Here is a 13,625-nt window from a genome sequence, read left to right as displayed (position 1 = left end):
GGCCGTGATGCTTTGATGACGCCCGTGCAACCGCGCCATTTCGTCCTGATCCGCAACCCGGTGGCGGGACGGCGCAATCCCTCCCTGTTGCGACGGACGCTGGCCGCCTTGAGGGAGGCCGGCCATCAGGTCGATGTCCACGACACTGCGGGTCGCGGCGACGCCGAGCGGCTTGCCCGCGAGATCGCAGGAGGACCCGAGCTGCGCATCGTCGCCGCGGGCGGCGACGGCACCATCAACGAGGTGGTGAACGGCCTGATGTTACGAAACGATGACATCTCGCCGCCGCTGGGCATCCTGCCACTGGGCACCGCCAACGTCCTGGCGGGTGAAGTCGGCCTGCACCTGCGGCCCGCGGCCATTGTTCGCGCACTGACATCCGTCGCACCGAGCCCGGTGCATGTCGGCCGACTTTGCACCGAGTCCGGCGCCGTGCGCCATTTCTCGCTGATGGCCGGCGCCGGCTTCGATGCCAAGGTGGTGGCGGGCGTCGATAGCGCGCTCAAACGGCGGCTCGGCAAGGGAGCCTATGTCTGGCGCTCGGCGGTCGAGATGACGCGGCCGGTCGATGCGCTTTATGCCGTCGACATCGACGGCGTGCGCCACGAGGCGGCCTCGGTGATCGTCACCCGTGCCCGGCGCTATGGCGGGCCCTACCCGATCGCGCCCGACGCCGATCTGCGCATGCCCGGGCTCAGCACCTGCCTGTTCGAGCGCGGCGGTCGCTACAACGTGCTGCGCTACGGCGCGGCGCTGGTGCGCGGCCGCCTGCCGCGCACGCCGGGCTACCGTGTGCTGCCGGCGACCTCGGTGCGCATCGTGACGCTGGTCAATGGGCACGGACACCGCGAGCCGGTCCAGCTCGACGGCGATGATGCGGCCGACCTGCCGGTCACCGTCGACGTCGCGCCGCGCCAGCTGCGCCTGCTGATGCCGGGCTAAGGTGCTGCCGCACGCAGGCGGGCCAGCGTCTCCGGCGACGGATGGCCGTCGGCCACCAGGCCGGCGCGGATCTGGAAGGCGCGCAGCCCGGCTCGGGTCTTCGGGCCGATCAGCCCGTCGGCCTCGTCGCTGTAGAGCGAAAGCTTGATCAAGCGCTGCTGCACGTCGAAAGCGGTCTCGCGCGACAGCGGCTGATCGTCGGCCGGCGGCTGGCGCACCAGGCTCGACCCACCGGCGATCTGCCGCGCCAGCACGCCGACCGAGATCGCGTAGAGCACCGAGCGGTTCCAGTTCATCACTGTCCTGAAGTTCGGCAGCATCAGGAATGCCGGACCGCGATGGCCGGCGGGAATCGCGATCGCGGCACGCTCGGCGAAGTCCGGCAGCGGCTGGCCGTCGGCCCCCATCACGCCCAGCGCGCGCCACTCGCGCGCCGTACGCTCCTCGCCGAGATCGACGCGGTCGTAGGCAAAGCCCTGCGGCAGGCTGACCTCGATGTGCGAATCCTGGCCGCGCTTCCAGCCGCTCTTGCTCAGGAAGTTCGCCGAAGAGGCGAAAACGTCGGGCAGGCTGCGCCACAGATCGACGCGCCCGTCGCCGTCGCGGTCGACACCGTGGGCCGTGAAGGTCGAGGGCATGAACTGGGTGTTGCCCATCGCGCCCGCCCACGAGCCCTTCATCTGCGCCGCCTGCATGCCCTGTGACGCGAGGATGCGCAGCGCCTGCACCGTCTCGCCGGCGAAGAACTGCGCACGGCGCGTGCGACAGGCCAAGGTCGCCACCGAACGCACGACCGGGAAGTCGCCGACGAAGGAGCCGTAGCCGCTCTCCAGACCCCAGAAGGCCACGATGTAATGCGGCTGCACGCCGTAGTCGCGCTCGACCGCCTGCAGCAGGCCGCGGTGCTGCGCCAGCATCTGACGGCCCCGGGCGACGCGATCGGCCGAGATGGCGTTGGCTAGATAGCGACCGAGCGTCAGCGTGAACTCGGGCTGGCGGCTGTCGAGATCGAGCACGCGCTGGTCGGGTGTCAGCCCGCTGAGTGCCTGGTCGGCGACGGCCTCGGGCACGCCTTCGCGCAGCGCCATGGCCTTGATGTTGCCGAGGCAGGCCTGGAAGTCCGCACCCTGGATCTGCTGCACGACGGTCGCCGGCGAGTTGGTCGGCGACGGGGCGGGCTGCTGGTTCTGCGCCTGCGCGGCGCAGCCGGCCAGGCCCGCCATCAGCAGCAGCGTCAGAAACGGATCGGGGGAACGCGCGGACCTCATGGTGGCGCGCACTGTAGTCGGGAAAGCGCGCCGGGGGAATCCTCAGCGCAGCGAGCGCGCGGTCTCGCGGATCAGCTCCCAGGCGGCCTCGACATGACGGCGCCGGGTATCGGTCTGGCCGACCGAGAACCGGATGCTCGCCCGCCCGCCCGTCTTGCCCGGCGTGAGGTAGATGCGGCCGTCGTCATTGAGCACCGACAGCAGCCTTGCGTTGAGCGCGTCGAGCTCGGCGGCGTCGCCGACATCCTCGGGGTGGTAGCGGAACACGACCAGCGCCAGCTTCGCCGGCGCCATCAGCTCGAAATCCTCGCTGGCCTCGATCCACCCGGCGAAGGCCTGGGCCGAGGCGATGTGCTGGCGAATCGCCGCCTGCAGCCCCTCGACGCCATACGAGCGGATCACGAACCAAAGCTTGAGGGCGCGGAAGCGCCGGCCCAGCGGGATGCCCCAGTCGCGGTAGTCGATCACCCGGCCCTGCTCCGCCGTATCGAAGTAGACGCGGTGGATGGCGAAGGTATCGAGCAGCGCCTGCGGATCGCGCACGAAATAGGCGGTGCAGTCGAAGTTGGTGAACAGCCATTTATGCGGATTGAAGACGAAGCTGTCGGCGCGCTCGCAGCCATTCATAAGATGTCTCCATTCGGGCAGCACGAAAGCGCTGCCCGCCCAGGCAGCGTCGACGTGCAGCCACAGGCCCTCGCGCGCGCAGACATCGGCCAGCGCATCGACGTGATCGAAGCCGCCATTGGCGGTGCCGCCCACCGTCGCGGTGACCAGCAGCGGGGTGCGGCCGGCGGCGCGATCGGCGGCGATCGCCTGTTCCAGCAGATCGATGCGGATGGCGAAATCCTCGTCGACGGGAATGCTGCGCAGGTTCTCCGAGCCGAGGCCGGCGATGCGCACGTCCTTCTCGATCGACGAGTGCGTCTCGGCCGAGCAATAGGTGGTGAAGGCGCCGGCGCCGTTCAGCCCGGCGCGATTGCCGCGCCCCTGCAGCGCGCGCTCGCGCGCGGTCAGAATGGCGCAGAGCGTCGCGGTCGAGGCGGTATCCTGGATCGTGCCGGTGAAGCCCCGGGGCAGGCCGATCATGTCGCCCAGCCACTGCATGACCCGCGTCTCGAGTTCGGTGGCCGCCGGCGAGGTCTGCCACAGCATGCCGTTGACGCCCAACGTCGCCACCAGCATTTCCGCCAGCACCGAGGGCCTGCTCGAGTTGGCCGGGAAATAGGCGAAGAAGTTCGGATGCTGCCAGTGGGTGATGCCCGGCATCACAATCCGGCGGAAATCGTCGAAGATGGCGTCGAAGGCCTCGCCCTGAAGCGGCGCGGCGGCCGGCAGCTGGCCGGCGATCTCGCCCGGCGCGACACGCGACTTCACCGGCAGGCTCTCGACCGAGCCCATGTAGTCGGCCATCCAGTCGACGAGGCGGTGCGCGTGCAGGCGGAATTCCTCGGGATCCATGTCGACGATGCTCCATTCACGCGGGACGGACCATCATGCATGATCCCCGGCGGGAGGACAGCCATGGGCGGCCTGACAGCGGAGCAGATCGCGACCTACCGCGAACGCGGCTACCTCGTGCTGCCGCACGCGTTGTCGCAAGAGCAGCTGAGCCGCCTGCGCCAGGTGCTGGCCTCGATCCTCGAGCGCGCCCATGGCGTGAGCGCCAACGACGCGGTCTTCGACCTCGAGGACAGCCACCGGCCCGACCGGCCGCGCGTGCGCCGGGTGAAGACGCCGCACAAGCTCGATCCCTTCTTCATGGAGCTGGTGCGTTCGCCGGCGATCCTCGAGCCGGTGAAGTCGCTGCTCGGCCCGAGCATCCGCTTCCAGAACAGCAAGCTGAACCTCAAGAGCGCGGGCTTTGGCGCGGCGGTCGAGTGGCACCAGGACTGGGCCTACTACCCCTACAGCAACGACGACGTGCTGGCCGTCGGCGTGATGCTCGACGACATGACGCGCGACAACGGCCCGATGCTGCTGCTGCCGGGCTCGCATCGCGGGCCGGTCTTCGACCACCACGTCGACGGCCGCTTCGTCGGCGGCTTCGACCCGCTGAAGGCCGGGCTCGATGTCTCGCCGGCCGAGCCCGCGATCGCGCCGGCCGGCTCGATCAGCCTGCACCATGTGCGGCTGGTGCACGGCTCGGACCTCAACCGCTCAGGCGCCGATCGTCGATTCCTGCTCTACGAGCTGGCGGCAGGCGACGCCTGGCCGCTGGCCGGCGGCTACGCCCACTATGCCGACTGGGACGAGTTCAACGGCCGGCTGATCTGCGGTACGCCCACCAACGTGCCGCGGCTGGCCGATGTCCCGGTGCGCATGCCGCTGCCTGCGGCGCTGGATCCCAGCTCGCTTTATCAGGCGCAGAAGGGCTTGGAGCGACGCAGCTTCGAGAGCTACATCGACAGCTCTGCCGATCCGGGGCTCAGAATTCCTCGTCCAAGCTGAAGCCGTCGCCGCTGTCGTCCCAGCCGCCGGCATCGCTCGCCGCGCCCGAATCGTAGCCCTGGTCGCGCTCGGCGGTGAGAGGTTCGTCGCTGCCGGCTCCCTGTGCATTGCCCCAGGGCGAAGCACCGGCCTGTTGCGCGCCGCCGCCCATGAAGCTCTGGCTCGCGCCGCCGGCGCCGTGACCACCGCTGAACATCGAGGATATGCCATGATAGAGCAGCGCGCCGCCGGCGACGCCGGCCGCGGTCACCGCCGCCGTGCGCAGGAAGCTGGAACCACCGCCACCTATCGGACCGGCCTGCTGCGGCGCATAGCCTGGCGGCGGCTGCTGGCCGTAGCCGCCGGTCTGCGGCACCGAGCCGGGCCGCGCCATCGGCTGGGCGGGCTGCGGCGCGGGTTGGCTGCCGCCGCCCAGCAGGCCGCCGAGGAAGCTGGTGGGCTTTGACCCCGCCGCCTGCTTGGCCGCCGCCACCTCGCGCTCGAGCTCGGCGATGCGCGCCTGGGCGCCCTCCAGCGACATGTTCTGGATCAGCGCGGTCTGCACCAGCAGATAGGGCGCGTCGGGCTGGGCCTGCACCGCTTGGCGGATCAGTGCCTCTGCCTCCGGATCCTTGGGCTGTCCGCCGGCCTGTTTCAGGCGGTCGAGCAGCTGGGTGATCATGTCCTTTTCCTGCGGCGTCATGGAGATCCTCTCGGGCGTGGAACTCGATCCTCGGGAACCATGCTGCTAGGTGGGGAGCCTGCCGCGGATTGCCAGCCGGCTTCTCGTCACTCCCCGGCGATGGTCATCCCGTCGATCCGCACGGTGGGCGCGTTTGTGCTGCTCTTGAACTGCAGATCGCTGGCAGGGGTGATGTGGCGGAACATGCTCTTCAGGTTGCCGGCCACGGTCACGCCGCTCACCGGCCAGGCGAGCTCGCCCTTCTCGATCCAGAAACCTGACGCCCCGCGGCTGTAGTCGCCGGTGACCCCGTTCACGCCGAAGCCGATCAGGTCACTGATGAACAGCCCGCGCCTGATGCCGCCGATCAGCGACTTCACCGATTCCCTGCCCTTCTCAAGATAGAGGTTGCTGGTGGTCGGCCCGCCGCCCCAGGCGCCGTGGCCGGTGGGCTCCAGGCCGAGCTGGCGCGCCGAGTTCAGGTCGAGCAGCCAGGTCGTGAGCTTGCCGTCCTCGATCAGGTTCATGCGCCTGGTCGGCAGGCCCTCGCCGTCGAAAGGACGCGAGCCCGAACGCCGCTTGCGGTGCGGATCGTCGATCACGCGCAGGCCCTTGCTGAAGACCTGCTTGCCCAGCCGGTCGAGCAGAAACGAGGTCTTGCGTGCGATGCTGCGGCCGTTGATGGCGCTGGCGAGATGGCCGAGCAGCCCGCCCGAGATGCGCCGATCGTAGATCACCGGATAGCGGCCGCTCTTGACCTTGCGCGGGTTGAGCCGCTTGACCGCGCCGCGGCCGGCGTTGCGGCCCAAGGTCTCGGGTCTGTCGAGATCGTCAGTGTAGACCGCCTGTGTCCAGTCGTAGTCGCGCTCCATGCCGACGCCCTCGCCGGCCAGCACCGAGACGTCGATGCCATAGCTGCCGTAGCGATACTCGCCGGCGAAGCCGTTGCTGGCGGCCAGCGCCACGCGGCCGCCCGACCAGCCGGCATTGGCGCCTTCGGAATTGGTCACGCCCTTGACCGCGCGCGCAGCGTCCTCGGCCCGGTCGCACCAGTCCTGCAGGGTGGCGACGCTGGCCTCCTTGCCGTCGTCGAGATCGAGCTCGGGCCAGTCGCGCGCGATGCGATCCTCGGGCGCCAGGCCGCAATAGGGGTCCTCGGGCACGACACGCGCCATCGCCGTGGCGCGTTCGGCCAGCGCCTTCAGGCTGGCCGGGTCGAAATCGGTCGACGAGACGATCGCCATGCGCTTGCCGATGAAGACGCGCAGCGACAGATCGCGGCTCTCGCTGCGCTCCAGCTTCTCGCGCACGCCCAGCCGGATGCCGACGGAGAGTTGCGCGCTTTCGGCGACGTAGGCGTCCGCGGCGTCGGCGCCGGAGGCCTTGGCCCAGCGCAAGAGGTCGTTGAGGAGATTGGTGTCGACCGCCGCGCCGTTGCCGCGCGCGGCCCCCTTCTTCTTCACCGCGACCTTGCGCTTCGCCTTGGCCATGAAACCCTCATACGCTGGTGGGCGGCGATCCTAGGCCAGGCGACGGTCGAAGTCTTCCGGGACCGCCGACGGTCCCATCAACTGCGCACGCGTTGCACGGCGGCGCGCCAGCCGGTGTAGCGCCGGTCGCGGCTGGCGAGGTCCTCGCCGGGTGCAAAGGCACGATCCAGTGCCCAGCTTTCGCCGATGGAGTCCAGTGAGGGAAAGAGACCGGCCTTGAAGCCGGCCAGGAACGCCGCGCCCAGCGCCGTGGTCTCCGTGACCTTCGGCCGCTCCACCGCCACGCCGACGGTGTCGGCCAGGCGCTGCATCAGCGCGTCGTTGACTACCATGCCGCCATCGACGCGGATCGAGCCGACCTCGGCGCCGTCGGCCTTCATCGCCTCGACCAGGTCGCGGGTCTGGTAGCAGACCGAATCGAGCGTCGCGCGGGCGATCTCGGCGGGGCCGGTGTCGCGCGTCAGGCCCAGGAGCGCGCCGCGGGCGTCGGCGTCCCAGTACGGCGCGCCCAGGCCGACAAAGGCCGGCACCATGTAGACGCCGGAGTCGGGCCGCGCCCCGGCGGCGAGCCCTTCGACCTCCGACGAGCTGGCGATCAGCTTCAGGCCGTCGCGCAACCACTGCACGGCAGCGCCGGCGATGAAGATGCTGCCTTCGAGGGCGTAGGTCGTCTTGCCGTCGATGCGGTACGCGATCGTCGTCAGCAGCCGATTCCTCGACCGCAGCAGCGTCGCGCCGGTGTTGAGCAGCGCGAAGCAGCCGGTGCCATAGGTGATCTTGACCATGCCCGGCTCGAGGCAGGCCTGGCCCACCGTCGCCGCCTGCTGGTCGCCGGCGATGCCGAGGATGGGCAGCGGCGCGCCCAGCAGGTCGGGCGTCGTGGTGCCGAACTCGAAGGCATTGTCGACGACCTCCGGCAGCGTGGCGTACGGCACGCCCATGGCGCGCAGCAGGTCGAGATCCCAGCGCTGGTGCCGGATGTTGTAGAGCATGGTGCGGCTGGCGTTGGTCGCATCGCTGCGATGGACCTTGCCGCCGGTCAGCCGCCACAGCAGGAACGCTTCGATCGTGCCGACGGCGAGCTTGCCCGCCTCCGCCGCGTCGCGCGCGCCGGCGACGTTGTCGAGAATCCAGGCGATCTTGGTGGCGGAGAAATACGGATCGAGCAGCAGGCCGGTGCGCTCGTTGACCTCGGGCTCCAGCCCGGCCTCGCGCAAGCGTGCGCAGACGTCCGACGTGCGCCGGTCCTGCCAGACGATGGCGTTGTGGATCGGCTTGCCCGTGGCGCGCTCCCACGCCACCACGGTCTCGCGCTGGTTGGTGATGCCGATGCCGGCGATGCCGGCCGCGTCGAGCTTCGCCCTGGCCAGCGCCTCGCGACAGACCGAGACGGTGGCGCGCCAGATTTCCTCCGGGTCGTGCTCGACCCACCCGGGCGCCGGATAGATCTGGCGCAGTTCCTCCTGGGCGGTCGCCACCGGCCGCGCGCGCTCGTCGAAGACGATGGCGCGGGTGCTGGTGGTGCCCTGGTCGATGGCGAGGATATGTCGCGCGGCCATGCCGTCTCCGTGTCGTCTTTCGCCCCGCTCCCCTCGCGGGAAAGGGGGGCATCAGTCAGATCGCGGCCATGCCGCCGTCGATCACCAGCTCCGAGCCGGTGACGAAGCGCGATTCGTCGGAGATCAGGTACAGCGCGCCATAGGCGATGTCCTCGGGCCGGCCCAGCTCGCCCAGCGGCACCCAGGCGGTGGCCCGCGCGCGGCCCTTCTCGGTGGTCATCATCTCGGCCGCCATCGGCGTGTCGATGACGCCGGGATGGATCGAGTTGCAGCGGATCTTGTAGCCCTTGCGCGCGCAGTCGATCGCCACCGTCTTGGTGAACTGCCGCACCGCGCCCTTCGAGGCGCCGTAGGACGGTAGCTCGGGCGTGCCGACGAAGGCCGCCAGCGATGACAGGTTCACGATCGAGCCGCCGCCGCCGGCGCGCATCGCCGGCACCGCATGCTTGCAGCCCAGGAAGACGCCCTCGACGTTGATCGACAGCATGCGCCGCCACTCCTCGAGCGTCTCGTTCTCGAAGCGCGCGGGATAGCGGCCCATGATGCCGGCGTTGTTGACCAGCCCGTTCAGCTTGCCGTGCGTGTCCATCACGTCGGCGATCAGCCGCTGCCAGTCCTCCTCCTTCGCCGTGTCGTGCTCGACGAAGCGAGCCTGGCCGCCGATGCGCTGCACCGTCTCGAGTCCGCCATTGCGGTTGATGTCGGTGACGACGACCGTGGCCCCCTCGCCCGCCAGCACCGTCGCCGTGGCGCGGCCGATGCCCGAGCCGCCACCGGTCACGATCACCACCTTGTCCGTAACGCGGCCTGCCATCGATTCCTCCCTGGAGGTCGCGATTATGCCGCGTTCCGCCGTCGCGCGCGCATCCATTCGGCGAACGCCTCGCGCTCGGCCGGGCTCATGTGCAGCCCCTCCTTGGTGCGCCGCCACAGCACGTCCTCGGGTTCCTGCGCCCATTCGTGCCGCATCAGGTGATCTGCCTCGCGCTCGTAGAGGTCGCCGCCGAAATGCCGGCCGAGGTCCCCGGTGGTCTTTGCCTCGCCCAGCACATCGGCGCTGCCGGCGCCGTGACGCCGCGCCAGTCGGTGCAGGAAGACCGCCGGCATCCCGGGATAGGCAAGTTCCAGCCCCGACATGAACAGCTCGAAATCGGCGTAGGGCATCTCGCCGTCGGGCAGAGGCTCGCGGTGGGTCCAGGCCCCACCCATGCCGGGGTAGTAGCGCCGGAGATCCTCCAGCGCGTGCTCGGCGAGGCGACGATAGGTCGTGATCTTGCCGCCGAAGACGCTGAGCAGCGGCGCCCTGCCGGAATCGTCGGCAACCTCCAGCACGTAGTCGCGCGTCACCGCCGACGGATTGTCGCTGCCGTCGTCGAACAGCGGCCGCACGCCCGAGTAGCTCCAGACCACGTCGTCCGGCCCGATCCTGCGCGCCATATAGTGATTGGCGAGCTCACAGAGATAGGTGACCTCGGCGGGCGAGATCGTCACCTGTCCCGGCTCGGCGCCGTCGAGCGCGATGTCGGTGGTGCCGATCAGCGAGAAGTCGCGCTCGTAGGGGATGACGAAGACGATGCGCTGGTCGCTGTTCTGCAGGATGAAGGCGTGGTCGCCGTCGTGCAGCCGGGGCACGACGATGTGGCTGCCCTTGACCAGCTTCACCCGCTTGCGCGTGGCGACACCCTCGACCGAGTCGAGCCAGCTCTTCACCCACGGGCCGGAGGCGTTGATCAGGCCGCGCGCCCGCAGGCTCCGGCGCGCGCCGGTCGCGAGCTCCTCCAGCTCGACCTGCCACAGCCCGTCGGTCCGGCGCGCCGAGACGCAGCGGTGCCGGGCGTGGATCGCTGCGCCGCGATCGCGCGCGGAGCGCAAGTTGCCGATCACGAGGCGCGCATCGTCGACCCAGCCGTCGGAATAGACGAAGCCCTTGCCGAAGCCCGGCTTCAGCCCGGCGCCGTAGGGGCTGCGCGCCAGGTCGACTGTCTCCGTCTTGGGCAGCTTCATCTTCAGATTGAGATGATCGTAGATGAACAGGCCCAGGCGCAGCATCCAGGCCGGGCGCAGGTGCGGCTCGTGCGGCAGCACGAAGCGCAGCGGCCAGGCGATATGCGCCATCTTGGCCAGCAGCACCTCGCGCTCCATCAGCGATTCGCGCACCAGGCGGAACTCGTAGTGCTCGAGATAGCGAAGGCCGCCGTGGATCAGCTTTGAGGAGGCCGAGGAGGTGGCGCTGGCGAAATCGTTCATTTCGCACAGCCCGACCTTCAGGCCGCGGCCAGTGGCATCGCAGGCGATGCCGGCGCCGTTGATGCCGCCACCGACGATGAACAGGTCGAGCGGCTCAGACATCGATCTCGACGAACAGTGGCCAGTGGTCGGAGGCCGGCGAGGTGTCGTCGATCCAGGCGCGCTTCACCTTGCCGCGCAGGTCGTGGGTGACGAAGGCGTGATCGATGCGGCCCTCGCCGGCGAAGCTTTCACGGTCCTCGGCATTGCCGGCGGACGTCCAGGCATCGCTCAACCCGTCCGCCGTCGCGATGCGGCCGAACTCCGCATGCATCTCGCCACAGATGGTGACGTACTCGACGTCGTTGGAGGTGAAGTTGAAGTCGCCCATCACCACGGCCGAAACAGGCACCGGCTGCGCCGCCTCGGTGAACACGAAGCTGTCGGTCGCGTGGGCGTCCCACGCACCACCGCGGCGCGGCGCATCGAGCACTGTATCGAGCAGCGCAGCGACCTGCGGCAGGCGCTGGGCATGGGTGATGTGCGAGAGGTGGATGCTGTAGACGCGCAGCCGGCCCTTGGGCGTCTCGACCACTGCCTCGACGAAGCTGCGCTGCAGGTCGAACTGGCCGGGCATCGCCGTCTTGGGCAGCAGATGGCCGCGCGCCTCGGCGATCGGCCAGCGCGACAGGACCGCGTTGCCGAAGGTGCGACGGCGGTTGACGATGCGGCCATCGGCACCCACCGAGCTGGCGTCGGCGTCGAAGCCGCCGTGGAACCAGACGTAGCGGTTGAGCCGCCCGGCGATCTCCTGCGCCTGGTCGGCGTGGGCATTGAGCGCCCAGCCCTGCACGACTTCCTGCAGGCACACGACATCGGCCTCGGCGACGACATCGGCGATGCGCGCGACGTCGTAGCGGTTGTCGGTGCCCAGAGCGAAATGGATGTTGTAGGTGGCGAACAGCATAACCAGTGTGGATCGCGCGGATTCTGTCATCCCGAGCGCAGCGAGGGATTCTTTGTTGAATCAAGATCCCTCGCTGCGCTCGGGATGACCGAGGGGATTTCTATTCGGAACGGCAACTCGGTTCTATGCGACCTCGACGCGCGTGCCGTCGCTGTCGTCGAAGACGTGCAGATTGGCCGGATCGATGCTGAAGTGGCGGAGCGAGCCCCCGGCGGCTGTGACGTTGCCCGGCAGGCGCGCCGTCAGGAGCGCCCGTTCGCTGCCGTAGCGACCATGCAGCAGCGTGTCGGCGCCCAGCGGCTCGACCATGTCGACCTCGATCGGCAGGGTGCCCTTCTCGTCCGATGTCGGCAGCATGTGCTCGGGCCGCAGGCCGATCATGACGGGTGCGCCCTCCACTGCCGCAGCCTGGCCAGCGAGCTTCAGGGACAATCCACCGGCGGCCTCCACCGATCGGCGGTCGGCACCGACCCTGCCCTTGAGGAAGTTCATCGCCGGCGAGCCGATGAAGCCCGCGACGTACACCGTGGCCGGCTTCTCGTAGACCTGCATCGGGGTGCCGATCTGCTCGGCGCGCCCGGCGTTCATCACGATCAGCCGGTCGGCGAGGGTCATGGCCTCGACCTGGTCGTGCGTGACGTAGACGCTGGTGGTGCCGAGGTCGCGCTGCAGGTGCTTGATCTCAAGCCGCATTTGCACGCGCAGCTTGGCGTCGAGGTTGGAAAGCGGCTCGTCGAACAGGAACACCGCCGGCTCGCGCACGATGGCGCGGCCCATGGCGACGCGCTGGCGCTGGCCGCCCGAGAGCTGGCGCGGCCGGCGCTGCAGCAGCTGGCCGAGCTCGAGGATCTTTGCCGCCTTCTGCACGCGGGTCTCGATCTCGGCCTTGCTCTTGCCGGCGATGCGCAGGCCGTAGGCCATGTTGTCGTACACGCTCATGTGCGGATAGAGCGCGTAGTTCTGGAACACCATGGCGATGTCGCGGTCCTTGGGCTCCAGGTTGTTGACCACGCGCTCGCCGATGGCGATCTCGCCGCCGGTGATGCGCTCCAGCCCGGCGATCATGCGCAACAGGGTCGACTTGCCGCAGCCCGAGGGGCCGACGATGACGATGAACTCGCCGTCCCTGATGTCCATGTCGATGCCGTGGATGACGTCGACCTTGGCATCGTAGGTTTTCTTGACGCCGCGCAGGCTCACGCCGGCCATCTCACTTCTCCGTATCGACCAGGCCGCGCACGAACTGGCGCTGCATGAAGATCACCACCAGCACCGGCGGCAGCATGGCGAGCATGCCCACCGTCATGATCAGGTTCCACTGCGGCACGCCATCGCTGACATTGGCCTGGCGCGAGACCGTCATCACCACCGTGTAGAATTCCTCCTTCGTGGTGATCAGCAGCGGCCACAGATACTGGTTCCAGCCGTAGATGAACTGGATGACGAAGAGCGCGGCGATGCTGGTGCGGCTCATCGGCAGCAGGATGTCGCGGAAGAAGCGCACGGGCCCGGCGCCGTCGACGCGCGCCGCCTCGGTGAGTTCCTCGGGCACGCTGAGGAAGAACTGGCGGAACAGGAAGGTCGCGGTGGCCGAGGCGATCAGCGGCACGATCAGGCCGCTGTAGCTGTTGAGCATGTTGAAGTCGGCCACGACCTTGTAGGTCGGCACGACGCGCACCTCGACCGGCAGCATCAGGGTCATGAAGATCAGCCAGAATGCCGTCATGCGGAACGGAAAGCGAAAGTAGACGATGGCATAGGCGGCAATAATGGAAATCGCGATCTTGCCGATGCAGATGCCCAGCGCCATCACGAGGCTGTTGAACAGCACTTTCCACAAGGGCGTGCGCGACGCTTGGGCGAACCCCTCGGTCAGCACCACACGGTAGTTGTCGATGATTTGCCCGCCGGGCAGCAGCGGGACCGGCGAGCGCAGCATGGTGTCGGCGTCGTGCGTCGAGGCTACGAACGTCATCCATACCGGGAACGCGATCACGATGACGCCCAGGATCAGCACCACATGGGCGAAGAAGGTGAGCCAGGGACGGTTCTCGATCATCG

General features: G+C 69.0%; 12 protein-coding genes. 2 read left to right on the top strand and 10 right to left on the bottom strand.

Translation table 11 applies throughout. From position 1 onward, the window contains the following. The first annotated feature begins 15 nt into the window (after window positions 1–15). Window positions 16–942 (top strand): diacylglycerol kinase family lipid kinase, encoded by a 927-nt coding sequence (locus tag KF889_04370; GenBank protein MBX3498656.1) that lies wholly within the window; start codon window positions 16–18, stop codon window positions 940–942. On the opposite strand, the gene KF889_04365 is transcribed toward KF889_04370, so the two are convergent. Both KF889_04365 and KF889_04360 read right to left on the bottom strand, forming a co-directional pair. Next, entirely contained in the window at window positions 939–2,210 is a 1,272-nt protein-coding gene (locus KF889_04365; protein ID MBX3498655.1) for a lytic murein transglycosylase, read from the bottom strand. The genes KF889_04370 and KF889_04365 overlap by 4 nt on opposite strands. 42 nt (window positions 2,211–2,252) lie before the next feature. Beyond that, the gene (locus tag KF889_04360; protein ID MBX3498654.1) at window positions 2,253–3,671 is read right to left on the bottom strand and encodes an aspartate aminotransferase family protein; all 1,419 of its coding nucleotides are present in this window, start codon (window positions 3,669–3,671) and stop codon (window positions 2,253–2,255) included. A gap of 63 nt (window positions 3,672–3,734) precedes the next feature. Between KF889_04360 and KF889_04355 the strand changes: the two genes are divergently transcribed. Beyond that, window positions 3,735–4,661, top strand: a complete 927-nt coding sequence (locus KF889_04355; protein MBX3498653.1) for a phytanoyl-CoA dioxygenase family protein — start codon at window positions 3,735–3,737, stop codon at window positions 4,659–4,661. Here KF889_04355 and KF889_04350 read toward each other — a convergent pair. The 8 genes from KF889_04350 to ugpE form a co-directional block, all read right to left on the bottom strand. Then, window positions 4,639–5,343 carry a DUF2076 domain-containing protein gene (locus KF889_04350; GenBank protein ID MBX3498652.1) on the bottom strand — a complete coding sequence of 235 codons (705 nt, stop codon included), beginning with the start codon at window positions 5,341–5,343 and terminating at the stop codon, window positions 4,639–4,641. The genes KF889_04355 and KF889_04350 overlap by 23 nt on opposite strands. An 86-nt stretch (window positions 5,344–5,429) precedes the next feature. Continuing rightward, a complete protein-coding gene (locus KF889_04345; GenBank protein ID MBX3498651.1) occupies window positions 5,430–6,812 on the bottom strand; it encodes a TldD/PmbA family protein in 1,383 nt (460 codons plus the stop codon). 77 nt (window positions 6,813–6,889) lie between these two features. Further along, window positions 6,890–8,371 (bottom strand): glycerol kinase GlpK, encoded by a 1,482-nt coding sequence (gene glpK, locus KF889_04340; GenBank protein MBX3498650.1) that lies wholly within the window; start codon window positions 8,369–8,371, stop codon window positions 6,890–6,892. A gap of 55 nt (window positions 8,372–8,426) precedes the next feature. Beyond that, the gene (locus KF889_04335) at window positions 8,427–9,185 is read right to left on the bottom strand and encodes a glucose 1-dehydrogenase (protein MBX3498649.1); all 759 of its coding nucleotides are present in this window, start codon (window positions 9,183–9,185) and stop codon (window positions 8,427–8,429) included. A 23-nt stretch (window positions 9,186–9,208) separates the two neighbouring features. Then, window positions 9,209–10,720, bottom strand: coding sequence for a glycerol-3-phosphate dehydrogenase (gene glpD, locus KF889_04330; protein MBX3498648.1), 1,512 nt, complete (start codon window positions 10,718–10,720; stop codon window positions 9,209–9,211). After that, window positions 10,713–11,564 (bottom strand): endonuclease/exonuclease/phosphatase family protein, encoded by an 852-nt coding sequence (locus tag KF889_04325; GenBank protein MBX3498647.1) that lies wholly within the window; start codon window positions 11,562–11,564, stop codon window positions 10,713–10,715. Before KF889_04325 ends, glpD begins: the two co-directional genes overlap by 8 nt. A 123-nt stretch (window positions 11,565–11,687) precedes the next feature. Then, on the bottom strand, window positions 11,688–12,773 hold the full coding sequence (locus KF889_04320) for a sn-glycerol-3-phosphate import ATP-binding protein UgpC (GenBank protein ID MBX3498646.1): 1,086 nt from the start codon (window positions 12,771–12,773) through the stop codon (window positions 11,688–11,690). A gap of 1 nt (window position 12,774) precedes the next feature. Next, window positions 12,775–13,623 (bottom strand): sn-glycerol-3-phosphate ABC transporter permease UgpE, encoded by an 849-nt coding sequence (ugpE, locus tag KF889_04315; protein MBX3498645.1) that lies wholly within the window; start codon window positions 13,621–13,623, stop codon window positions 12,775–12,777. Between the last annotated feature and the right edge of the window lie 2 nt (window positions 13,624–13,625).

Source organism: Alphaproteobacteria bacterium (assembly GCA_019635875.1).
Classification (GTDB): Bacteria; Pseudomonadota; Alphaproteobacteria; order Reyranellales; family Reyranellaceae; genus JAFAZJ01.
This window is presented reverse-complemented; position numbering and strand designations above follow the sequence as displayed.

Excerpts from the sequence above, each read along its gene's own strand:
- KF889_04325 (MBX3498647.1), bottom strand. The coding sequence starts at position 11,564 with ATGCTGTTCGCCACCTACAACATCCATTTCGCTCTGGGCACCGACAAC.
- KF889_04365 (MBX3498655.1), bottom strand. The coding sequence starts at position 2,210 with ATGAGGTCCGCGCGTTCCCCCGATCCGTTTCTGACGCTGCTGCTGATG.
- ugpE (MBX3498645.1), bottom strand. The coding sequence starts at position 13,623 with ATGATCGAGAACCGTCCCTGGCTCACCTTCTTCGCCCATGTGGTGCTG.
- glpK (MBX3498650.1), bottom strand. The coding sequence starts at position 8,371 with ATGGCCGCGCGACATATCCTCGCCATCGACCAGGGCACCACCAGCACC.
- glpD (MBX3498648.1), bottom strand. The coding sequence starts at position 10,720 with ATGTCTGAGCCGCTCGACCTGTTCATCGTCGGTGGCGGCATCAACGGC.
- KF889_04355 (MBX3498653.1), top strand. The coding sequence starts at position 3,735 with ATGGGCGGCCTGACAGCGGAGCAGATCGCGACCTACCGCGAACGCGGC.
- KF889_04335 (MBX3498649.1), bottom strand. The coding sequence starts at position 9,185 with ATGGCAGGCCGCGTTACGGACAAGGTGGTGATCGTGACCGGTGGCGGC.
- KF889_04360 (MBX3498654.1), bottom strand. The coding sequence starts at position 3,671 with ATGGATCCCGAGGAATTCCGCCTGCACGCGCACCGCCTCGTCGACTGG.
- KF889_04320 (MBX3498646.1), bottom strand. The coding sequence starts at position 12,773 with ATGGCCGGCGTGAGCCTGCGCGGCGTCAAGAAAACCTACGATGCCAAG.
- KF889_04350 (MBX3498652.1), bottom strand. The coding sequence starts at position 5,343 with ATGACGCCGCAGGAAAAGGACATGATCACCCAGCTGCTCGACCGCCTG.
- KF889_04370 (MBX3498656.1), top strand. The coding sequence starts at position 16 with ATGACGCCCGTGCAACCGCGCCATTTCGTCCTGATCCGCAACCCGGTG.
- KF889_04345 (MBX3498651.1), bottom strand. The coding sequence starts at position 6,812 with ATGGCCAAGGCGAAGCGCAAGGTCGCGGTGAAGAAGAAGGGGGCCGCG.